This is a genomic window from Streptomyces sp. NPDC054932 (assembly GCF_053610205.1).
On record NZ_JBSGXU010000078.1, the window covers coordinates 14,735 to 35,227 of the forward strand.

Below are 20,493 nucleotides of genomic sequence, written 5' to 3' on the forward strand. Positions count from 1 at the left end.
GCCCCGTTCGGGATCACTGCCGTCACCCCACGATCCTCGCCTTAAGCTCTCCATGGAGAATGCCGCGGTATGAACTCTCAGTCGCTGTGGGGCCCTCTGGCCAGACCGCTCCGCGCCGTGCGGGGGTACCCGCGCCGCGCACCACTGACCCTCGCCTATGTCTGCCTGCTGCTGGTCGGCCACGCCTGGCTCGGTCATGGACTGTCCGCCGATCGGGCGACCACCGTGTTGGGCTACGTCAGCACCAATCTGGACAACCTGCAGGATCATCCGTTGTCCGCGCTGCTCGGCAGCGTGCTCTTCTTCGACGGTACGCTCACGGATGTCACCTCCACCGACTTCGTGGGCACCTTGATCACCCTGGGACTCGGTGTCTGCTGCTTCCTGGCCTGGGCGGAGCACCGGTGGGGAAGGCTACGCGCCGTCGCCGTGTTTCTCGGCGGGCATGTCGCCGCCACCCTGCTCACTGCTGTCATCATCACCGTCGCGCTGCAGCACGACTGGTATTCGGCGGACGTACGGCAATCCTTGGACTACGGGGTCAGTTACGGCGCCCAGACCGTGCTGGCGCTCGGCACACTCGCCCTGCCGCGCTGGGGCCGCCTCCCTTGGGCTGCCTTCGTTCTCGCATGGCCTCTCGGCGGTGCCGACTGGAGCGGACCGCTGCCGGACTTCACCACGCTCGGTCATCTCATAGCGGCGGTCCTTGGCTTCGGGCTGTTGGCTGTCCCGGCCTTCAGGCGCCAACGGGTCCGCACTGTCGGACTGGCCGCCGCTGCGGGCGACTTCGGGCAGCACCGAGGCTCCGTTCCTGAATCGACGTCACCGGCAGCCGGAACAGAGAAGCCCCCATCGGCCTGAGCTCCAGAAACGACGAGAGTGGGGCAGGTGCGTCAGCAGCGTCTGACCACTCGTCCGAGGCCACCGACCGCCACCTGCTCCGGCAGCGGCGGAGCGGTCGTGGCCCCGACCTTCGTCCGCTTCAAGGCGCCGGCTCCGCCCGGGCGTCCGCGCTGAGGTGATTCATCGCCAGGTGCCACGCGACGTCCAGCAGTCCGGCTCTTGCCCGCCGCACAGCATTGAGCAGCACGCCTGCTGAGCCCCACCCCGGCACCCTCGAGGAGCCTCCGACCCACCTCGCCCCGGAGGACCGGCAGCTCCCGCTCCGGCCCTTCGCCTCGATTGGTTCGCGAAATGAACCATCTGAGGAATTCGGGGAGCGGGACGGAGCACGACCGGCTGCTCTTCGGCTGCTGTCAGGCCTGTGGGCGATGATCTGGTCATGCTGCAAGCGAGTGATGAACGTGGTAGCCGGGTGAGGAACCCAAAGACGTCCGCGTTGAGCCGGATGGTCGCGAACCTCGGTCGGGGAAACGCCTTCGTGATCGTCGAGAGAGTCGACGATGGGGCGGACGGTGACTGGTACGTGCAGGTCTGGCTGAGGGATGACAACACCTATCAGCTGGAGTTCCGCGATGGGACCGCTGCGGAGCACTACCAGACCCGGACGATCTCCCAGGAGAAGGTGATCGCCGCTTTGAGCGGCTGGGCCGAAGGGGATCCGGAATGGAAGGGGGGCTTCATGTGGAACAACATCAGGACTCATTTCGAGGACGCCGACTGACCCTGCCGTCCGGTGGATTGGCAGGGTCAGTGATCGGAGCCTTCCAGTTGCGGCGCATCGGGATCACGTCCGGGTTGTCATCTGGTGCGTGGGTCGCGCGGTCTCGGGAGTGGCCAGCAGCGCGGCGATGTGACGGGCTTGTCGCAGTGCGGGCAGCTCCGGACAGCCGTGGGCGCCAGGGGTGTCGGGTCTGTCGACGCCGACGCCATCGTTTGCTCGTGGGCACACGCGGGTGGCAGAGGTAGTTGTCGAGGAGGACAGCGAGGGGGAAGGCGTCACCCAGGCATCTGCGCTGGATCTTGCGGGTCAGGCGAAGATCGGCGGGCAGGTCGATGGAGACGTCGATCCGCGTGCTCGCGGTCAGCGGGAGACAAGTCGAGCGAATAGGCCGTCGACGATGACAAAGGGCGAGTGCGAGTGCCACGTCCGTGGCCCGAGTCAGGCGCGGGGGCCGGAAGTAGTAGTCGTCGGCGTGAAGAAGCCCGGCAGAAGCCGTGGCGGCCAGTGCTGCGGCCAGAGTCCACCGGGCCATGCCGAACACCGGCACGCCGGACGGTGCGCTGACGGATCCAGATCGATGAAGGTCCCAGACCTGCGCCGATCCTGCCTCCGCGGTCGGAAAGGGCTCCTCGTCACCATGCCTCAACCCCTGCAACCGATACGACCACGGCAGGAGCAGCCCGGCTGGGCCCATGGCTACCAGCGCGGTAGCGGCAGGCCCGCCGCACGCCTGGGTTCCAGAAAGTCCTCCCGGAAGACCTCCAAGGAGGCCCTGAGTAGCGGAATACCGACCTCAGCACCGAGGTGCACCAGCGTGGCCGTCTCCTCGTCCATATGGAACTCCAACAGGAGCCGACCGCGCCCGGAGTCGGTCATCTCCACCACCTCCAAGGCGTCGAAGTCGTCGCTCCCGAGCACCGTAAGAGCGGCGTACTTCCTGCCCTCCACAGTGAAGACCTTCATAGCGGTCCCTCAACTCCTCTCCCGGCCGAACACCTTCCGACCCTAAGCAACCTCCCCGGGACCGTACGCCCCGTCACCGTACGCGTCGGCATGTTCCGCTGCCCTGCCCGCTGCAGCCCGAGTTGACCGCAGAACGCGTCTACGGGACAGCCCTTAGGATGGCGAAGCGTGAGCCTCGACGCGAATGACCAACCGAATGACAGGGGCCCTGAGTCCATCGAACGCTACACGGCCCACCGGCACGCCTTGGCCGGAGACATCGGCTATCTGCGTGAGGTGAGTTCGCAGGTCACGACCCGATTCGCGGCCTCCGCCCAAGCTGCCCGCATCCACGGGAGCGACCTCTCCTACCTCCGACGACTCCTTGCCACCACCCCCGGCCGCGCCAGCGTCGATCTGTTGCTCCAACTGCTCCGCGCACAGGAAGCCGCTGCCGGGCACGCAGGACTCGAGCTACCCCTCGCGGCGACCATGCTCGCCCAGCACCAGCCGGCCGAAGTCCTCGCGCAGGCCGTTTTCGCCGACATCCCCGAGGGCGACCGGCTCGGCGAGCTGCGCACCTGTCTGTTCCATGAGTTGCTGATGCGCGGCGTGGATCCGGACGAGTTCCCGGCCCTGCGTGCCGACTCGTGGGCGTATCCCCTGTCCTGGCTCCCGGACCGTCGCCGTCCACTGGAGACCGAACCCACCTTCACGAGCCATTCCGTCAACGGCTCGGCCGGGGGCGTGAAGACGGGACTGCCCGCTCACGGCCGTCTGGATCCGCCGACGCCCCGTCCCCGCGAGGCATCGCCGCTGCGGAACTGTGTGACGGTGGACGAGCACGATCTCATCGTCACCGCCACCCAAGGGAACTGGGGCTATTCCGAGTCCTGGGTCTTCCGTCCGGACCAGCCCATCGTTCCCGAACAGGTGCCGGCCCTGCTCCCCACCCTGCCGATGGACTGCGTCGCAGACCTCGGTCCCACCGGACGCTTCGAGATAGCAACCCGCCCCGTGGGGGACATCTGGTCCCTGCTGTTCGCCACCGCGTCGATCGGGGGCTTCTACGGCACCGGCAGGTACGGGGCATGGGGCCGGCTCCAGGCATGGCGCTCGCTGGCAGGCCTGTGCGGCCTGCCGTTCAGCGCGGTCGCAGCGGAGGTGGAGCTCCGCGCAGAGCAGAGCACTTGGTTCCACTTCGAGACCGACTCCGAGTTCTTCCACAAGGATGGCTCCGACTACGCCATCGCCGCCCTCTCCCCGGACGGCTGCCGCCTCGCCGTCCTGGCTGCCACGGACACCGACTAGGCAGGCCCCACCAGTTCGCCACTGCCGCCCGGCCAACCCCTGTGATCCGTCCCGCCTCCGTCGTAGGCCTGCACTGTCAGCCGGCAGCCGACAGCCGGCAGCGGGCCGCCGGTCCAGGTGCTGCCGGCCGACCGTGATCGCGTCTGCCACCGGCCCGGCCGCCCCGCCCCGTGAAGGGGCGGAGCCGGGCCGGGCTGCTCAGGTCACAGGCCGTTGACGCGGGCGATCCTCTCCACCACCACCGGCGGGAAGTTCGTCGTGATGGGACGGCCCGTCCTGCGGCCCAGCCGGGAGTGCTGACTCCGTACCTGCGCCATCAGCCGGCGGCTGCGCAGAGCCATCTCCAGCTCGAACCGGGTACGAGGGTCACGCAGCCCCGACCCGAAGAGCTTCTCCAGCTGCCGCATGCGGTAGCGCACGGTCTGGGGGTGCACGTTCAGGGCCTTGGCGGCCTCGGGGGCGCCGCCGCCTTCGAGCCAGGCGAGGAGAGTCACCTCCAGCCGCTCGCTCTGGCGTGGGGTCAGGCCGGCCAGGGGTCGCAGCGAGTGCGCGGCCAACGCATGGGCCATCGGTTGGTCCTGGAGGAGCAGCAGGGTGGAGAGGTGGTCGTCGACGAAGACGGGCCGGGTCTCCACACCTGGGCGGGCCGGGGTGAGGGCGAGCAGGCGCAGGGCCCCGCGGAGGGAGGACGCGGTCTCTGCCAGGGGAACCGAGTGGCCCACGGCTGCGAGGCGGCCGCGCAGCGGGAGTTCCAGCGGTGCGCGGGTGTCCGGGTCCGGACTCGGGACCAGGAGGCAGGGCTGGCCCGCGAATTCGCCGGCGAGGGAGTCGTCCAGTACGGCCGCCAGCTGCTGCGTCTCGCCGGGGGTGGCCAGTACGACGGCTCGTACGGCTGGTGGCAGCGGCCAGCCGGCAGCTTCGGCAAGCTCGGTGAGGGACCGCTGTGAGGTGGCCCGGGCGTCGGTGAGTGCCTTGAACAGATCCCGGCGCGTGCGGTCGGGCGGTGCGGCCGACTCGTTCCAGCCTGTGGCAACGCCGTCCGTGGCGTCCTGGCCGTCGCGGTGCGCGGCTACGGGGCCGGTGTTTCGTATGACCTCGCGGGCGTATTGCGGGGCTTTCTCCTGCCCGCCGTCATGTCTGCCGCCGCCGACTCGCTCGGGGCGGGGATGGCGGCCGCTCGGCTTCGGGTCGTCGGGTTGCCGGTAGCCGAGAGCGGCGCACAGCGCGTTTTCCACCGACTGCCTGAGCAATTCGTCATCGATGGTCTCGTGGCCGTCGACGAGTGCGGCAAATGCCGGAGTTCGGTGCAGGAGCTCCTTCACTATCCCGTCGGCCAGCACGGGGAGCTCCCTGCGCAGGACGCGGATCCACTCGCCTCGGGGGCGGGACCAGATGCGGTTAAGGAGTTCGCACATCGTTTTCCTCGTTCATGCCGGGGTGAGGCCTGTCCTATGGGAGGCAGGGAGCCCACCGCTGGACATCTTTGTCGTCAATCCCCTTGCCGAATGGGCCGGTTAACGCCTCGCTACCGCCTCTTGAGGGCTTCCGCTCTTGCGGTCTTCCCTCGGTCGTACCTCGTTGTTGTCGTCGGGGTGCGGGGCCGGCAGGCGCCGCAGCGACCTGTCATGAACCCGTCGGAAGAAGATCTTCCGGATTGTTGGATGTGTCGAGCCGCGCTGCGGGAAGTTATCACCCTTCGACAAATCCTGTGGAGATGCTGTGCACATCCAGCATGCTGCTCGTCTCGCCCCGGGCCGAGGCGGCTTCTCGGTAGTTGCACAGAACCTCTGGTCCCGGGCGCGATCAGCCGCTTCACCGGGCATTCGCCCGTAGCGCGAGGCCGGCACCGCCAGGGCGGCATCCGGCTCGGTGTCTGCAGGCAGACCCATGCTCCCCCGGCACCCTCCGGGAACACCGTTGCCTCCCGGGCAGGTGCTACTGCAACCGGGAAGCCATCATGCTGCTCGATGTGGGACATGCAAGCCACACCGGAGCGGGCCACTGCCATCCGCGGGACGGGCATCTCCCCTGCATGGGTGGGGTGTTCAGTGCTGAGCCGACGGGCCCTTCTCAGTAGCCCCGTCGGTGCCGGGACACGTCATGGAGCAACCAGTGGTAGGGGGAGCCCTCGTCCGTGAAGTCGAGGCTGTTCAGGATGTCGTCTCCTCGTGGATCGTCCCGCAGGGCGAGCCGTACTGCCGCCTCCACCCGTACGCCTTCATCCGCATCGGTGAGACACGCGGCGAGCGAGTCCACGGCGCCCCGGGCATCCGCCGGTGCGTCGGCGAGAACGTAACAGGCGGTTCGGCGGACCTTTGAGTCTTCGTCCCGGGTGCACTCGATGACGGCGTCGAGCACGGCGGGATTCCCCGTCCCGATCACACGACGGAGCCCGCTGACCGCCCACTGGCGGACCTTGCCGTCGGCGTGGCGCGTGAGGCGACGAAGCGCCTCCCCTGCTCGTGGATCCCGATACACGTCGACGAGTCCGGCCGTGAGCGACCAGGCCACCCGAGGGTCCGGTTCGTCGGCCACCCAGGGAAGGAACAGGTCGACGAGCGCTTCCTCGAACGGCGCGTCGTCGCTCTCGTCGAAGTGGTTGATCAGGCGGAGGACCTCCGCGCCGAAGTACCGTGCCAGCGGTTCCGGGCGATCACGCAGGGCGGCGGCTGCGTCCCACACCGCGGTGTCGTGACGCTGCTGAAGTGTGCAGGTCGTTGCCCACCACACCTCGTTGTCGACGTTCGGCTCGGCCAGTGCGCGGGACAGCAGCTCGTCGAAGGGCTGAACGATGCCGTGCCGGGTCTCCAGGTCGGTGAGGATGGCGGCGTGCCCGGTCCTGACCCTGACGTGTCCCGGCGACAGCTCCTGCCAGGAGTATCCGTCCCCGGACATGACGGGCGTGCGTCCGACCGGTCCGCATCGCCCGCTTCTCCGGTGCACCTCGGCCGCGACATCCGTTTCGTGCCAGTACCGGGCCAGAGCCAGGGCGTCACGGCCTTCGGCGTCCATGGCCCCCAGGTCCGCCCCGGCGCCGATGAGTCGCTCCACGATGTCCGTGGCGCCCAGCTCGATCGCTCGAAGCAGGGGAGTGCGGCTGTCGGGGCCGGCACGGTCCAGCCGGGCAGACGCCATGAGAACTTCCAGGGTCGGGAGGTCGAATGCGTCCACCGCCAGGCACAGAGCCGGGACGCCGTGCTCGTCGACGCTCTCGGGGTCGGCACCCGCTTGCAGCAGCTCCTCGACCAACTGCGCGTTCCCGCTCCGTACCGCCGCTATGAGTGGCTCCACAACCATGTCTTCCGCCCCGTGTTCCGCGGAGCCGTCACACTGCGGGACGAGCCCGATGAAGCGTAGAACAACCCCTCGCCGAGGTGCCGAATCCATGCATGCCCCTGAGCGCCGTACCGGCACCGGGCCATCGGGGATCCAAAGGCACTCGCTCAAATCGACTCATGGTGCCCGGCGCTACGGTCAGATTCAACTTCTTGCGCATCGTTTGCCTGCGGCCCTGCAAGCGTGCACACTGGCGCGCAATCCGGTCGGGCGCAGCGTCGCACCCTCATGACGGATGTGCCCGGAACCGACGCCCGGGTCATCAGCAAGCCACACGGGAGCACGTGTTGAGTACACCTGGTACTGCCCGTCAGCAGCATCTCCGAAGCCTCAGCGACGGGGAACTCTGTGCCCTGTTGCGTGGGCGCGGCACCTCGGAGTCCGACGCGGCGGTCAGCGACGTGATGGATGAGGTGTTCGCCCGTCACCATCCCTCTGTGCTCGCCTACGCCCGCACGTGCTGCCGGGACCTTTCCACCGCCCAGGACCTCGCCGCCGAGGCCTTCGCCCGTACTTACCGAGCCATCGCCTGGGGCGCCGGACCCGAGTACGCCTGGCGGCCGTACCTGCTGACCTGCGTGCGCCGTCTGGCGGCCACATGGGCGCGGGAAGCCGCCCGTACGCGGCTGTCCGACGATTTCGAGGAGTGGGCCGCCCAGCTCTCGGACGGCCAGGACACCGAGGACGCCGTCTTCTCTGCGGAAGAGGGATCGCTGGTCCTGCGTGCCTACAGGTCGCTGCCCGAGCGCTGGCAGGCCGTGCTGTGGCACTCCGTCGTCGAACACGAGCCGGCGGCCGAGACCGCAGCGCGCCTCGGGATATCGGCGGGAGGCGTCGGATCGCTGGTCGCGCGTGCACGGGAAGGGTTGCGGGAGGCGTACTTGCGCGCTCACCTGGACCGGACGGCGAGCGACGAGTGCATGCACTACGGGGCGCAGATCGCCGCCAGGCTGCGCCGACCGGGCAAGCGCCTCACCCGGGACCTCGGCCGCCACCTTCAGGGGTGCGACGACTGTGCACGGGCCGAGCGCGACCTGCGCGATGTCAACGGCCGTCTGGGCGTGTTGCTGCTGGGCGGAATCCTGCTGTGGAACCCCGCCTCCTTCCTGTCGGCCCTGGGTGGGGGCGGCACGCATCTCGCCTCGGGCACACTCAACGGGACGCAGCTCGCCGGAGCCAAGGTCGGCGCCGTGAAATGGGTCGCTGCGGCAGCCGTGATGGGAACGGCGGCGACCGTGGTAGTCCTGCTGCCGGCCGACTCCGGGAGCAACGGGAGCAACAGGCCGGGCCAGGCCGCGGCTCCCGCCAGAACGCCCGCGGCCCCGGGCGGCCCGCTCCCGGAGGCCACACCGATCGTGGCCATCGGCCCGGCGGCCTTCGCCACCGCCCCCGCCACCGCCCCTGTCACGCCCCTGCCTTCCGCCTCCACGTCCGCCTCGGCCTCCGCGGTCCCGACGTCCGCCTCGCCCTCTCCGGAACACACGGGCGCCGCCTTGGTGAACGTGGCCTCGGGGCTGTGCGTCGGCCTTGGCGGCCCCGGTTCTGACGGCCCGTTGCAGCTCGAGAAGTGCACCGGGAAGGCCAGCCAGGGATGGGAGCGGCTGCCTGCCCATCAGAACACGTACCAACTCCGCAACGCGGACACCGGCACCTGCCTCGACGGAACCTCCGGCGGCGGGAACCTCGTCGCGGTCACTCTTCGCGCCTGCCGGACCGGCGCGGACCGCGCGACGCAGCTCTGGCGCTTCCAGCCGGACGCGCGATCCGGCGCTTACCGCGTCTGGTTCGTGCCGAAGGTCCCTCAGAGCGACTACTCCGACCATCTGCTGGGCCCGCGGAACTGGCCGAAGGCCGACCCGCCGCGTCCGGGATCGCAGATGGTCCACCTGCCCAACTACTACAACTCGGTCAGCATGCTCTTCGCCCTGAGGTGAGCGCCCGGCCACCTGGGCCGCCGAGGAGTTCGCCTCGCTCCGGACCGACCTCCTCGGCGGCGCCCTCGCGATCGGCAGCCGCACCGTTCCCCTGTTCGCGCCAGGCTCCGCATGGACGGCGTGTACGGCGTGTACGGCGTGTACGAGAACCTGAGCGGCTTCGTGGATGACTTCCTCAACGAGCTCACCACGATGCCCTGGGGCAACCGCGCTCCTGTTCCGCGCCCCCGACGACGACCTCGTCAACTTCTTCACCCCGGTCACACCGGCCGACATCGAGAGGTCCGCACGCTGACGACAACACGGCGGCCGGCATGTGGACTTGGACCAGGGCTCGCCGCCGCAGGACTCGGCGATGCTGGTGGAAGTCGTCCATGTCCCCACCGGTGCGGGCGAAACGAATGCAAGGACGCCTTCCGCTCCCCCACGCGACACGGCAGCGGTTCGATGCGGTGACCAGGGCTGCAGCGCGCCCCTGCCTGCTGTCCGTTCGGATTTCTCGGGCCGGAACAGCCGGTATCCCGTCGTCCGAGGGCCCGGGATCGGCCGATTATTTCTTAGCATCAGAGGCCAACAATTCACCTTCCCACCACCCGGACGACTACAAAGGAGCGCATCGGACCGGAAGCGTCAGCAGTCGGAAAGGTGGCGAAGGGTGATGCGCATGTGTGAGTTCAGCGGAATCCATGCGAGTGCGGTCAGATTACTTATGGGAAGTGCGAGTTCTGGACATCTCCCCTGATAGGCCGGCCGCCATGCTGATACCGATACAGTTTTCCCCGGCGCTCGCCTCGGCCGACGAGTATCGATCCCTGACATCGACCATCCGGTCGAAGGCGAAAGACGCGCAGGGATTCTTCGGCGGAGCCGGGCGCAAGGAGGGTGAAATGCCTTACCTTCCCCTCCACATCCAGCTGCGGGATCTGTGCATCGAGCTCTACATCGAGCTCCGCCCGCGCACAACGAGCCTCCGTATAGCCGGGTTCCGGAGCATACTCGAAAGCGGAAAGGCCCCACCGGAAGCCTACGTACGGCACGTGCGGGACTCGGTCGCACCACCGGGCCTCCGCCGAACGGAAGTCCTTCCGTTCAGCGGGGGCCGCCCCGACCTGGAGACGGCCGCTGCCATCCGGCGTGCGGAGATCCTGCTCGGGCGCGGACCCTTGAGCAACGCGGTCATCAGGCTGCACCAGAACCACGATCCGCGGAGCACCGCTCACGGAATGCTCGTGCTCTCGGAAATGCTCTGCGAGGCCGCCCGGTACCCCGCCCTGGCCCATGCGATGTCACGCATCTGGATGACCGGAGGGAGGCTGCATTCCGCGGCAGTCGCATGAAATTCCCACGCACCGGCCAACCCACAGGCGTTGGGGCGCAGTGAGCGTCGCACGTGCGGAATCCACATCAGCCCCGGCACGTTCCGGCGTGCCGGGGCGGGCGACCGCTGAACATCCGGGAGGTGACGCTGCCACCCTCGCAGAAGGCCGCGTCGGTTCCGCCGGCCCGCCGCAATCGACTCCCCCACTCACGGGTTCGGCGGCGCCTGATGCAGCCTGATGCAGGCGGACCGGCAGTCGGCCGGCCGCTTGGCCCTGAGGCACCTGCGCATAGGATGTCGGCGAACGCGGCACACTCAAGGTTTCGCCGCATCTCGGAAGAAGACCCATGGACGACATCGTCGCCCGCATTCACACCAAGCTGTCCGCAGCATGCTCGGAGCCGGTTCCTCGTCCACGGACCTTCGTACGGGCACCTGGCGGCCGACGGCTGGGTCCCCCGCTCAGCGAGCAGCGGGTGGCTGCCTTCGAGGCGGTCCACGGAGCGCGCCTTCCCGCCGGCTATCGCACGTTCCTACGCGAAGTCGGCAACGGAGGTATCGGTCCCGACTGCGGACTTCTGCCGCTGACCCGCTGGCGCGTCCGTGACATTCCTGATGCCCGCCAGCAGCTGGCTCGGCCCTTCGCCCTGGATCCGGCCCGCGCGATACCCGAGCAGTGGGCGCTCTGCGCCGAGCAGGCCGATCCGTATGCGGGCACCCATCTTGTCGTCAACCGTGGCTGCCTGGAGATGACCTTGCTGGTCATCACCGGGCCCGCCCGGGGCCGACTCCTGGACGCCAACCTCGGAGACCTGGCCACCCCTCCCACGTTCCTCCCCCAGCCCGACTTCCTCACCTGGTACGAGCACTGGCTCGACGGTCTGCCGGAGTGCGGGCCGGCTCCCGATTTCCGCGGCCAGCACAAGGGCAGCCATGAGGAACCGGTCGATCTCCTGACCGGCTCGGCTTCGGCCTGTGAGCGAGCTACTGCCGCCTACGCCCTGGGCGGGCGTCTCCCTCTTTCCCCTCGTGCCCGGGAGGCGCTGCTCGCGGCCCTCGCCGGCGACCCCGACCGTCGGGTCCGCATGGAGGCAGCGAAGACTCTGGCAGACCTGTACGGCGGGGCGGCCGAGCCACTGGCGCAGGCACTGAGCGATCCGGATCACTGGGTCAGACGACGAGCCATGGTGTATCTGCTGCAGGTGACTGACGACGAGCCGACTTACGGAGCGGCAGCCCGCGCGCTCCTGCACGACGAGAACCACAACGTCAGGATGGCAGCGGCCGACCTCCTCGGCCGCGCCGGATGGACCACCTAGAGCTCCGTGTACGGATCCTGCCGGACACAACCCGATGCGCCGGACTGCGGCGGGACGTGATCCGGGCAGACCACAGCGGTAGACTTGCAGAGTTATGCAATTTACCAGTTCGGGATCTGGTGGGCGGGGGCGCGGGTGTGGCCGAGTTCGAGGAAGCGGCGCTGGAAAGGATCCGTGTGGCGCGGGCTCGCCTCCAGGCTGCGCGGGAAGCCGAGGATGCCTTCGAGGAGGCCCAGGCCGCGGAGGAGCTGGAGGACGCGTTCCGGGTGGCCCGCGATCATGGTGTGGCCACCGACTCGGACAGTCGGTGACAGCGGTGGCCTCGGCGACGCGCACGGCCGGACACAACCAAGGAAGACACATCATGACGGACAACCCACCTGAGAGGGACGCGGCGGCGGCCCAGGAGAAGTGGAAGGAAAAGGGCGTCGCGATGCGCGCCTTCTTCTACATCTTCGGTACGCATGTGTTCGCCGGGTTCATCTGGTTGCTGTTCTACCTGGGGCAGCACGCCGCCCAGAAGTGAGATCGGCGCCGGTCAGGCGATGGCAACGCCCTGGGCCCCTGTCCGGGAAGCTCTGGTGAGGATCGCGCGCCGCGCCTGCCCGCCCCGTACGCTCCGCTCTGTTCCTCGGGAGCACCGCGCTTCGCATACGCGGCGCAGCGGCGTTCAATGGGCCGGAGCGGTCCGCGGTCGGTCGCTGAGCAGTTCGGCGAGGCCTTGGCGGGTAGTACGGCGGCCAGTCGTCCGGGGCGTTGGCACGCTGCCGACGGCAGGCGCGCGCTCGTGGGGGTGCCCGCATTGCCCTTCACGGTCTTCGTGCCACTCTTGCCGGCCGGTGTCGCCCTGGTCGGATTCGCGCAGGTCTCCCCGCACCGAAGCGGCTCGTAGGTCAGCCGGTGCCACCTCCGACGGGTTCGGGCCGCCGCGGACGAGGAGGGTGATCACCGCCGGTCCGGGCGCCTGGGCCGATTCGGTCTCCAGCCGGCACGGTGGTCACGGCCGCGCTTCGGGTGAACTGCGCCCGGCCCGGGGCGATCGGGTGGCGGAGCCGCGGTGTCGGTCCGCTGTCGGGGGACTGTCGGTCCGCTGTCGGCGGCTCGTCGGCGGGGCCTGGCACCTTTCAGGAGACGGCCGCCCCCTCCACCGGGCGGCCGATACCGAAGGAGCCACCATGCACATGCCCGTCACGATCATCGGCGCCGGACTCGGCGGACTCACGCTGGCCCGCGTCCTGCACGTCCACGGCATCGCGGTCACGGTCTACGAGGCCGAGCCCTCCCCCTCGGCGCGCACGCAGGGCGGGATGCTCGACATCCACGACTACAACGGGCAGCTCGCCCTCAAGGTGGCCGGCCTGATGGACGAGTTCCACGCCATCGTCCTGGAGGGCCGCCAAGCGATGCGGGTCATCGACCCGGACGGGACCGTCCTGCTCGACAAGGCCGATGACGGCACGGGCGGACGCCCCGAGGTGCAGCGCGGCGAATTACGACAGATCCTGCTCGACTCGCTCCCCGGCACCGTCCGATGGGGGCACAAGGTCAACAGCACCCGCGCCCTCGGCGAGGGCCGCCACGAGGTGACGTTCGACGACGGCGGCACCGTCGTCACCAGCCTGCTGGTCGGCGCGGACGGCGCGTGGTCGCGGGTACGGCCGCTGCTGTCCACCGCCACACCCGAGTACGTCGGCACGTCGTACGTCGAGACGTACCTCTTCGACGCCGACACCCGGCACCCGGCCGCCGCGAAGGCGGTCGGCGGCGGGATGCTGATCGTGCCCTCGCCGGGCAAGGAGATCTTCGCTCACCGGGAACGCGGCGACACCCTGCACACCTACGTGGCGCTGACCAGGACGCAGGAGTGGTTCGCCGCCATCGACTTCACCGATCCCGCCGCGGCCACCGCGCGGATCGCGCGGGAGTTCGACGGCTGGGCACCGGAACTCACTGCGCTGATCACCGACGGCGACACCGGGCCCGTCCTGCGCCCGCAGTACGCGCTGCCCACCGGGCACCGGTGGGACCGGGTACCGGGGGTGACCCTGCTCGGGGACGCCGCCCATCTCACGCCTCCGAACGGCGAAGGCGCCAACCTCGCCATGCTCGACGGCGCCGAACTCGGCCAGGCCCTCGCCGCCCACCCCGACGACATAGAGGCCGCGCTGACCGAGTACGAGCAGGCCATGTTCCCCCGCAGCGCCGAAGCCGCCACGTTTGAAGGGATCGAGCTCTCCGACATCTTCTCGGGCGACAACACGGCCCAAGCCCTGATCGACAAGGTCACCGAGAAGGACCGCTGAGCCGCTGGCCCGGCCGTGCCGGGACTCGCGGACTCGAGGTGCTCGCGGCGGCGGCCCCTGCCCGGGCCTCGGGCGAGATGGGGATCGGCGTACCACAGCACGGTCGTGACGACGGTGACGTCCGCGCCGAGGGCGAACGACCACCACAACACCTGGGCCTGCCCGACCCCTCCGGAGGTGGCGACGGCTGTCGGTGAGCATCCCCGTCCGGACCACGGCTCCGACGTCACGAACAGGCCGGCGAAGCACGCCGGAGCCTCCCACTCGACGTCGGCCGCGACCGTGCGCGAGCCCAGCCGGGATGGGGCGGAACGACAGTCCGGCGCGGGAGCCGATCATGGTGTGGGGCGGGTCGGGAGGCCGAGCGTGGTGCAGACCGTGATCGTCACGGGGCGATCAGGAGAAGGCGTGCCCAGGGCTGCGGCGACCCGGTGCACCTTCTCCGCGGCGATCAGTACGCAGACGGTCCCGAACACCGCCATGTCCGGCCACACGGTGACACACATGGGCGGGTCCGCCCGTCCGGTGCCGGGGCGACGCGGAGACGGGGGCGGGGTCGTCATCGGCGCGGCGCCGTTCACAGGTTCTGCCGCGAGCGCCCGCGCCCCACGAGGGCCTCCCCGAACAGAGGGTGCGCCAGGTCCCCACCATCACCTGGCGCCCCTGCCCGGCGCAGCGGAGCCGGCACCCGTCTTCACGGCCTCGGCCGGTCTCCGTACGCTCCGCCCGACAAAGGGTCAAAAGACTGCAAAGAGGGCATATCAAGGAGTGAGGTCGCACTGGAGGGAGATGGCTCGCCATGGTCCAGGAGCTACTGGCCGCACTGGCCCTCGCGGGCGTCGTCGGCGCGACGTACGTGGCAGCGGCAGCCCGGGTGGTCAGGCAATACGAGAAGGGCGTCGTGCTGCGCTTCGGTCGCCTGCACGGCCAGGTCCGGGGGCCCGGGTTCGCCATGATCCTTCCGGTCGTGGACCGGATGCACAAAGTGAACATGCAGATCGTGACGATGCCGGTGCCCGCCCAGGACGGCATCACCCGCGACAACGTCACGGTCCGGGTGGACGCCGTCATCTACTTCAAGGTCGTCGACCCGGTCGATGCAATCATCCGGGTCCAGGACTACCGGTTCGCGGTCTCCCAGATGGCTCAGACCTCGCTCCGGTCCATCCTCGGCAAGAGCGATCTCGACGAACTGCTCTCCAACCGCGAGAAGCTGAACCAGGGCCTGGAGCTGATGATGGACAGCCCGGCCGTCGAGTGGGGCGTGACCATCGACCGGGTGGAGATCAAGGACGTCTCCCTCCCGGAGACGATGAAGCGGTCGATGGCGCGGCAAGCCGAGGCCGACCGCGAACGCCGGGCCAGGATCATCAACGCCGATGCCGAACTCCAGGCGTCCAAGAAGCTGGCGGAGGCCGCCGCGGTGATGTCCGACCAGCCCGCCGCCCTCCAACTCAGGCTGCTGCAGACCGTGGTCGCGGTCGCCGCCGAGAAGAACTCCACCCTCGTCCTGCCGTTCCCCGTCGAACTGCTGCGCTTCCTCGAACGGACGACCCCGCCACAGTCCGCCGCGCACAGGGCTCCACCCGCCGTGGCGCTGCCCCAACCCCCCACAGCGGGAAAGCCGCCGTCCGGATCCCCGGCACCGAACGGCATCAACCACGGCATCAACCACGCCGTGCCTGACGGAAAACCAGAATCCGCGGCTGACTGGAGGGCCGCCTGACACCGGCGCAGCATCTCAGGATCGCAGCCGCCCGGAACCGGGGAACGGCGCCCCTGCCCGGGCATGAACGGGAGCCGCGGGCAAGCCGACCTAGGTGCGGCTGGTCGCGCGGAGGTCGGCCAGGATTTCGGCCTGGCCTTCCAGAACGCCGGAGAGGATGCCGCGGGCGACCTTCAGGAGTTCGGCGATCCGGGGGTGGGTGAGGCTGTAGTACACGGTGGAGCCCTCGCGGCGGGTGGCCACCAGGTTGGCCTTGCGCAGGACGGCCAGCTGCTGGGAAAGGCTCGCGGCCTCCACCCCGACCTCGGGCAGCATCTCGGCGACCGCGTGCTCGCGTACGGACAGCAGCTCCAGGACGCGGATGCGGACCGGGTGCCCCAGCGTTTTGAAGAACTCCGCCTTGAGCTGGTACAGCGGTGTGCTCACCTGGATTCCCCTGCCTCGACTGCCCATCTCGTTCACCTGGAACCGTTCCTTCGTGGGGCATCCGTGCGCCCCTCTTCACATCCGTGACCTCCACAATTGCAGATCCCTGCAACTCCTCAAACCCGGCGGGCGGCCTCGTGACGCATCGTCGCGGCCCGGACGCGCACCGGTCCGGCCCCGGGACGGTACGAGCGCGGCGGAACCCGGACACCTGATGCAGGTGCAGGCGCAGCAGGGGGTCGTGGGGGGCGTGGGTCCATCCGGGCAGGGTGCGCCGGTAGTGGGCGGCCGGCCTCGTCGGGATCGGCGATGACGTCGGCCGGACCATGGGCGGTGGCCGTCCGATCCGTGCCCGCCTCGGCGCCGAGCCCGGAGGAGACGCCGGACACGAGGGCGAGGGGAAGGGTGACGATCGCCACCGTGAGCCCGGCCAGGAGATCCCGGCGGGGGCTGTGCCCGTGACCACGAAATCCGCCCGGGCCGGCAGCACCGGGCGAACCCGGCCGAGCAGGGTCGGCGGATCACGTGACCCGGCTGGGCCCCGCGGTTCGGCAGCCTCGCCGTGACACGGGGCGAGGGGACGGCCTCTCAGCCATGGTGCTCGGCGAGGTGGGTGAATACGGTGCGGGCGAGGATGCCCAGGAGCTGCGGCGTCGCCTCGGGCACGAGGGTGCGGAAGGCGGCGGCGAAGGCGTCCGACTGCGTGCACAGGGCCCGCACCTCCAGAGCCTGGGTCAGACGCGGTATCAGCTCGTAGAAGCAGTAGGGGTGTTCGCCCTCCACGAATGCTTCCAGGCTCTCCTCGTAGGAGGCGTACTCGCCGTCATAGGCCCAGGAGTCCAGCGACAGCAGCAACGGCCACTGGGCCCGCACCTCCCACGCGGCGAGCGGCACGTCCTCGTACGAGGCGTCCGCGTCACGGTCCGCGAGGCGCAGCAGCATCGCCAGATCGGTCATGTACTGCGGGATGCTCCTGTCCGCTGCGGCGGCCGCCCAGGTGCGGCGGGTAGCCGGAGGGCAGGTCGCGAAGAACTCCTCGGTGAACGCGGTCGACAGGTAGTCCAGCTGCGAGGCGAGCACCTGAAGGGACCCGCGCCAGGCCACGTCCCAGTGATCGGTCCGCGAGACCCTCGCGAACCGCATGACCTCCCACTCCAGCGGGTCGGCGGCGCCCGCGGCGAGCCCGACGAGGTGCGCGATCGGCCCGTTGCCGAACATGCCTTCCGGATGCAGTGCCATCAACTCTCCCCCGTTGCATCGTTCGTGGTCCATCCAACCGCCCTACGTGCGCGGCCTTTCGGGCGGGGTGACGCAGCACGCCGCCCGGCGGGGGTCCGGCCGCAGGGGTCAGGCTGCGCGGCAGAGGTCCGCGGGGCCGGTCGGGGCCGCGGAGCGGTGCGGCAGGCCGTGGGTGACGGCCGCGTGCGCCGGCCGCGCGGTGCGGACGGCGGCCGTGGTGCGGACGGCGGCCGTGGTGCGCAAGCGGTTGTGGGCGAAGACGACCAGGCGCAGCACCGCGAACCGTGCGGCACCGGCGAGCGCGGAGGCCGACAGGTAGACGGCCTGCTCGAGCACGGCGCCGGGCGCCGCCACCAGTTGGTGCAGGGCGAGCATCGCCGCGCAGGTCACCGCGTACGCCGCGACCGCGGACCCGGCCGACTGCGCGTGCTGGCGTCGGGTCGCGCGGCGCCCCGCACCGAAGGTGAAGCGGGCGTGCAGCTCGGTGGCGAGGAGGGTGGAGCCCGCGGTGACCAGGGTGTTGGCCAGCACCCAGGGGACCTGGGAGGCGAGGGCCGTCACGGCGAAACCGGCGGCGAGCCCCACCCCGCCACCGCAGACCACGAAGCGGGCGAAGGCCGTGAACGCGCCGGGCGGTCTCTGCTGCCCGCTCCGCGCTCTGTCCATGATCCGGCCCCCTTTGACCACGCCCCCGGAACGTGCCCCCACGGCCGGCAGGCCGCAGGAACACGCTCCCCTTGGCCCCATCATGGCGCAACAATGGCGTCATCGCGAGCCATTATTGGCACCCCGCTTGGCGCTGTAGGCGCCGAGGGTGGATGAGTCGCAGGTCAGAGGAGGTTTCCGTCCGGCACCGGCTCGACCGGATCGCGTGTGCACGCGGCGTCCGACGGCCGCGCCGTGCTGCACGCAGCGGGCGGCGAACAGCACGTCCGCCGGAGCCGGTCCCCGAGCGCGGCGGCCCGGCCCGGGATATACAGCAGACAGCGACACACGGCGGACGGGCCGAGGCGCGGTCCCGGTCCGGACTCCGGCCGCCGTGACCGGAGCTGATCCTCCGGCAGCCGCAGCCCGCACGGGAGGCCGTCCGGGCCGGGGCGGTGGCCTGCCCGTTCCCGGGAGACTACCGCCCTGGTTGCAGCCGGACGCCTCCCCGGCGGTAGGAGGAATCAACTCCCGGCGGGCCGGCAGCGACCACGCCCGGCGGCTACGTTGTCGCCCCTTCCCCAACCGTGACGGAGGACCGCCGCATGCTGACCCGTCTGGCCGATGCCCCCCGCAGGCGAGTGGTGTGGGGGATATCCCTCATCCTGATCGCGGTCACCGCGCTCCTCGGAGGCACACCCGGAGCCGCCGGCGCTGCCGGGGTGGGGGGCCTTGCCCCGCCGCCCGTTCCGGTCCTGTCCTGGGGGCCCTGCGACGGGGCGGACGACGGCTTCGAGTGTGCGACCGCCCGGGTGCCGCTGGACCACCGCCGGCCCGGCGGGCCCACGATCGCGCTCGCGGTCACCCGGCGGCCCGCGTCCGACCGGGCGCACCGTACCGGCGTCCTGGTGCTGCACCCCGGAGGGCCCGGCAACTCCGGTGTGAACTTCGCCCGCAGCAGCTACGAGGCGCTGCCCGCCGTCCTGCGCGACACGTTCGACGTCGTCGGGTACGACATGCGCGGGGTGGCGCGCAGCGGGCAGGTGGAGTGCTGGAACGACCAGGAGTATGCCGCCGCCGTGGACGGCGCGCGCGGTGTGCCCGGTCCGGGAGCCCTGCAGGTGGCCGTCCGGCAGGGCCTCGACTTCGCCACCGCCTGCCGGGAACGCTCGCGGGAGCTCGTACCGTTCATCGGTACCGGCTCGAACGCCAGGGACATCGACCTGCTGCGGCAGGCCCTGGGCGAGGAGACGCTCTCCTTCTACGGCCGTTCCTTCGGCAGCTACGTCGGGACCGTGTACGCCGCACAGTTCCCGCGGCGGGTGCGCGCCATGGTCCTCGACGGGGGCTACGATCCGCGGCTTTACGCGGACGTGCCGTACGCCTACGACGCCGCGCAGTTCACCGCTCTGGACGCGGCGGTGGGCCGGTTCCTCGACTGGTGCGGGCAGAACGCGGCCGCCTGCGGGTTCGGCGGGGGCAGGCCGCGCCAGGCCTTCGAACAGCTCAAGCGTGACCTGGACGCAGAGCCGGTCATCACCGCGAGCGGGCGCCCGGCGACCGGCTACACCCTCGCCTACCGCCTGATGTTCAACATCAACTCGGGGCGGGAGATCTGGCCCTACCTGGGGCAGGCACTGCGCGCAGCCCAGGAGCGTCAGGGGTCGTTCCTGTTGTCACCGCCCTCGCCCGCGTCGTTCGACTTCCTCAGCGTCAACACGGCCGTCGAATGCGCCGACCGCCTCTACCCGGGCAGCCGGCTGCTGCTGGGCGCACTGGTCGGCGCGGAGGTCGCCTCCGCGCCGCTGCTGGGCGGCCCCATCGGGCTGGGGCCGCCGACGTACGACCACAACCACGCACCCGCCTGCGCGCAGTGGTCGGCGGAACGGCCGAGCCGGTTCGAGGGCTCCTACCGGGCGGCCGGTTCCGCCCCGATCCTGGTCCTGGGCACGACCGGGGACCCGGACACCCCGTACCAGGACTCCGTGGCCCTCGCCCGGACGCTGGAGAGCGGGCGGCTGCTGACCTTCGCCGGTGAGGGGCACACCGCCTACAACCGCAGTGCGTGTGTCAGCGCCCTGGCGACGGACTACCTCGCCACGCTGGCGCTTCCCGCGCCCGGCACCGTGTGCGCGGACGAGGCTCCCCCGGAGCCAGTCGGACGCCGCACCGCGGGTATCGAGGTCGACGAGACGCGTGATGTGATCCCCGTCCTGCGCTGAACACCCCGCCCGGGACACCGGCCGGGCGGCCACATCCGGGAGCCCTGCGGGTCGGGGGCGCTGCGGCCGTGCGCGGCGAAGGCCCGCGCGCAGTCGGCGCAGCACCGGAACACGTCACCGGCCCCGCCGGCACCGGGCAACCCCGGCG

At 70.3% G+C, this 20,493-nt stretch carries 18 protein-coding genes and 2 pseudogenes; 11 read left to right on the top strand and 9 right to left on the bottom strand.

Annotation, left to right across the window (positions count from 1 at the left end; translation table 11 throughout):
• Window positions 1–69 precede the first annotated feature (69 nt).
• Entirely contained in the window at window positions 70–861 is a 792-nt protein-coding gene (locus ACWGE1_RS21625; protein WP_453422107.1) for a rhomboid-like protein, read from the top strand.
• Window positions 862–1,381: 520 nt separating this feature from the next.
• Window positions 1,382–1,624 carry a hypothetical protein gene (locus ACWGE1_RS21630; RefSeq protein ID WP_453422108.1) on the top strand — a complete coding sequence of 81 codons (243 nt, stop codon included), beginning with the start codon at window positions 1,382–1,384 and terminating at the stop codon, window positions 1,622–1,624.
• 696 nt (window positions 1,625–2,320) lie between these two features.
• Here the strand turns inward: ACWGE1_RS21630 and ACWGE1_RS21635 are convergent.
• On the bottom strand, window positions 2,321–2,587 hold the full coding sequence (locus ACWGE1_RS21635) for a hypothetical protein (protein WP_453422109.1): 267 nt from the start codon (window positions 2,585–2,587) through the stop codon (window positions 2,321–2,323).
• Window positions 2,588–2,755: 168 nt separating this feature from the next.
• On the opposite strand from ACWGE1_RS21635, the gene ACWGE1_RS21640 reads away from it, so the two are divergent.
• Window positions 2,756–3,877 (top strand): DUF6183 family protein, encoded by a 1,122-nt coding sequence (locus ACWGE1_RS21640; protein ID WP_453422110.1) that lies wholly within the window; start codon window positions 2,756–2,758, stop codon window positions 3,875–3,877.
• A gap of 203 nt (window positions 3,878–4,080) precedes the next feature.
• On the opposite strand, the gene ACWGE1_RS21645 is transcribed toward ACWGE1_RS21640, so the two are convergent.
• Window positions 4,081–5,292: a PucR family transcriptional regulator gene (locus ACWGE1_RS21645; protein ID WP_453422111.1), complete on the bottom strand. Its 1,212-nt coding sequence runs from the start codon at window positions 5,290–5,292 to the stop codon at window positions 4,081–4,083.
• 655 nt (window positions 5,293–5,947) lie between these two features.
• Complete coding sequence (locus ACWGE1_RS21650) at window positions 5,948–7,174, bottom strand: HEAT repeat domain-containing protein (protein ID WP_453422112.1); 1,227 nt, start codon at window positions 7,172–7,174, stop codon at window positions 5,948–5,950.
• Between the two features lie 443 nt (window positions 7,175–7,617).
• Between ACWGE1_RS21650 and ACWGE1_RS21655 the strand changes: the two genes are divergently transcribed.
• The 4 genes and pseudogenes from ACWGE1_RS21655 (at window position 7,618) to ACWGE1_RS21670 (ending at window position 11,784) form a co-directional block, all read left to right on the top strand.
• Window positions 7,618–9,147, top strand: coding sequence for a sigma-70 family RNA polymerase sigma factor (locus tag ACWGE1_RS21655; protein WP_453422125.1), 1,530 nt, complete (start codon window positions 7,618–7,620; stop codon window positions 9,145–9,147).
• A 7-nt stretch (window positions 9,148–9,154) separates the two neighbouring features.
• A pseudogene (locus ACWGE1_RS21660) lies at window positions 9,155–9,442 on the top strand (VOC family protein); the annotation flags it as partial.
• Between the two features lie 460 nt (window positions 9,443–9,902).
• A complete protein-coding gene (locus ACWGE1_RS21665; protein ID WP_453422113.1) occupies window positions 9,903–10,484 on the top strand; it encodes a ribosome-inactivating family protein in 582 nt (193 codons plus the stop codon).
• 328 nt (window positions 10,485–10,812) lie between these two features.
• Entirely contained in the window at window positions 10,813–11,784 is a 972-nt protein-coding gene (locus ACWGE1_RS21670) for a HEAT repeat domain-containing protein (protein WP_453422114.1), read from the top strand.
• A 101-nt stretch (window positions 11,785–11,885) separates the two neighbouring features.
• Here the strand turns inward: ACWGE1_RS21670 and ACWGE1_RS21675 are convergent, their stop codons facing one another.
• Window positions 11,886–12,065: a hypothetical protein gene (locus ACWGE1_RS21675; protein WP_453422115.1), complete on the bottom strand. Its 180-nt coding sequence runs from the start codon at window positions 12,063–12,065 to the stop codon at window positions 11,886–11,888.
• Window positions 12,066–12,148: 83 nt separating this feature from the next.
• Between ACWGE1_RS21675 and ACWGE1_RS21680 the strand changes: the two genes are divergently transcribed.
• Window positions 12,149–12,310 (top strand): DUF6126 family protein, encoded by a 162-nt coding sequence (locus ACWGE1_RS21680; protein WP_453422116.1) that lies wholly within the window; start codon window positions 12,149–12,151, stop codon window positions 12,308–12,310.
• Between the two features lie 649 nt (window positions 12,311–12,959).
• Window positions 12,960–14,087, top strand: a complete 1,128-nt coding sequence (locus ACWGE1_RS21685; protein ID WP_453422117.1) for an FAD-dependent oxidoreductase — start codon at window positions 12,960–12,962, stop codon at window positions 14,085–14,087.
• A 335-nt stretch (window positions 14,088–14,422) separates the two neighbouring features.
• Here the strand turns inward: ACWGE1_RS21685 and ACWGE1_RS21690 are convergent, their stop codons facing one another.
• Window positions 14,423–14,593 carry a hypothetical protein gene (locus tag ACWGE1_RS21690; protein WP_453422118.1) on the bottom strand — a complete coding sequence of 57 codons (171 nt, stop codon included), beginning with the start codon at window positions 14,591–14,593 and terminating at the stop codon, window positions 14,423–14,425.
• A 293-nt stretch (window positions 14,594–14,886) separates the two neighbouring features.
• On the opposite strand from ACWGE1_RS21690, the gene ACWGE1_RS21695 reads away from it, so the two are divergent.
• Entirely contained in the window at window positions 14,887–15,813 is a 927-nt protein-coding gene (locus ACWGE1_RS21695) for a slipin family protein (protein WP_453422119.1), read from the top strand.
• A gap of 90 nt (window positions 15,814–15,903) precedes the next feature.
• Here ACWGE1_RS21695 and ACWGE1_RS21700 read toward each other — a convergent pair whose 3' ends face one another.
• From ACWGE1_RS21700 to ACWGE1_RS21715, 4 genes and pseudogenes are all read right to left on the bottom strand, one after another.
• Window positions 15,904–16,239 (bottom strand): ArsR/SmtB family transcription factor, encoded by a 336-nt coding sequence (locus tag ACWGE1_RS21700; RefSeq protein WP_453422120.1) that lies wholly within the window; start codon window positions 16,237–16,239, stop codon window positions 15,904–15,906.
• A gap of 311 nt (window positions 16,240–16,550) precedes the next feature.
• A pseudogene (locus ACWGE1_RS21705) lies at window positions 16,551–16,750 on the bottom strand (sodium-independent anion transporter); the annotation flags it as partial.
• A gap of 77 nt (window positions 16,751–16,827) precedes the next feature.
• The gene (locus tag ACWGE1_RS21710) at window positions 16,828–17,478 is read right to left on the bottom strand and encodes a hypothetical protein (protein WP_453422121.1); all 651 of its coding nucleotides are present in this window, start codon (window positions 17,476–17,478) and stop codon (window positions 16,828–16,830) included.
• 108 nt (window positions 17,479–17,586) lie between these two features.
• Window positions 17,587–18,144, bottom strand: a complete 558-nt coding sequence (locus ACWGE1_RS21715; RefSeq protein WP_453422122.1) for a hypothetical protein — start codon at window positions 18,142–18,144, stop codon at window positions 17,587–17,589.
• A 584-nt stretch (window positions 18,145–18,728) separates the two neighbouring features.
• Between ACWGE1_RS21715 and ACWGE1_RS21720 the strand changes: the two genes are divergently transcribed.
• Window positions 18,729–20,345, top strand: coding sequence for an alpha/beta hydrolase (locus tag ACWGE1_RS21720; RefSeq protein WP_453422123.1), 1,617 nt, complete (start codon window positions 18,729–18,731; stop codon window positions 20,343–20,345).
• The last annotated feature ends 148 nt before the right edge of the window (window positions 20,346–20,493 follow it).

Bases quoted from the DNA above. Each gene is read 5' to 3' on its own strand.
- ACWGE1_RS21655 (WP_453422125.1), top strand. From the start codon at position 7,618: ATGGATGAGGTGTTCGCCCGTCACCATCCCTCTGTGCTCGCCTACGCC.
- ACWGE1_RS21625 (WP_453422107.1), top strand. From the start codon at position 70: ATGAACTCTCAGTCGCTGTGGGGCCCTCTGGCCAGACCGCTCCGCGCC.
- ACWGE1_RS21680 (WP_453422116.1), top strand. From the start codon at position 12,149: ATGACGGACAACCCACCTGAGAGGGACGCGGCGGCGGCCCAGGAGAAG.
- ACWGE1_RS21675 (WP_453422115.1), bottom strand. From the start codon at position 12,065: ATGATCGCGGGCCACCCGGAACGCGTCCTCCAGCTCCTCCGCGGCCTG.
- ACWGE1_RS21635 (WP_453422109.1), bottom strand. From the start codon at position 2,587: ATGAAGGTCTTCACTGTGGAGGGCAGGAAGTACGCCGCTCTTACGGTG.
- ACWGE1_RS21690 (WP_453422118.1), bottom strand. From the start codon at position 14,593: ATGTGTGTCACCGTGTGGCCGGACATGGCGGTGTTCGGGACCGTCTGC.
- ACWGE1_RS21720 (WP_453422123.1), top strand. From the start codon at position 18,729: ATGCTGACCCGTCTGGCCGATGCCCCCCGCAGGCGAGTGGTGTGGGGG.
- ACWGE1_RS21645 (WP_453422111.1), bottom strand. From the start codon at position 5,292: ATGTGCGAACTCCTTAACCGCATCTGGTCCCGCCCCCGAGGCGAGTGG.
- ACWGE1_RS21665 (WP_453422113.1), top strand. From the start codon at position 9,903: ATGCTGATACCGATACAGTTTTCCCCGGCGCTCGCCTCGGCCGACGAG.
- ACWGE1_RS21715 (WP_453422122.1), bottom strand. From the start codon at position 18,144: ATGGACAGAGCGCGGAGCGGGCAGCAGAGACCGCCCGGCGCGTTCACG.
- ACWGE1_RS21710 (WP_453422121.1), bottom strand. From the start codon at position 17,478: ATGGCACTGCATCCGGAAGGCATGTTCGGCAACGGGCCGATCGCGCAC.
- ACWGE1_RS21685 (WP_453422117.1), top strand. From the start codon at position 12,960: ATGCACATGCCCGTCACGATCATCGGCGCCGGACTCGGCGGACTCACG.
- ACWGE1_RS21650 (WP_453422112.1), bottom strand. From the start codon at position 7,174: ATGGTTGTGGAGCCACTCATAGCGGCGGTACGGAGCGGGAACGCGCAG.
- ACWGE1_RS21695 (WP_453422119.1), top strand. From the start codon at position 14,887: ATGGTCCAGGAGCTACTGGCCGCACTGGCCCTCGCGGGCGTCGTCGGC.
- ACWGE1_RS21670 (WP_453422114.1), top strand. From the start codon at position 10,813: ATGGACGACATCGTCGCCCGCATTCACACCAAGCTGTCCGCAGCATGC.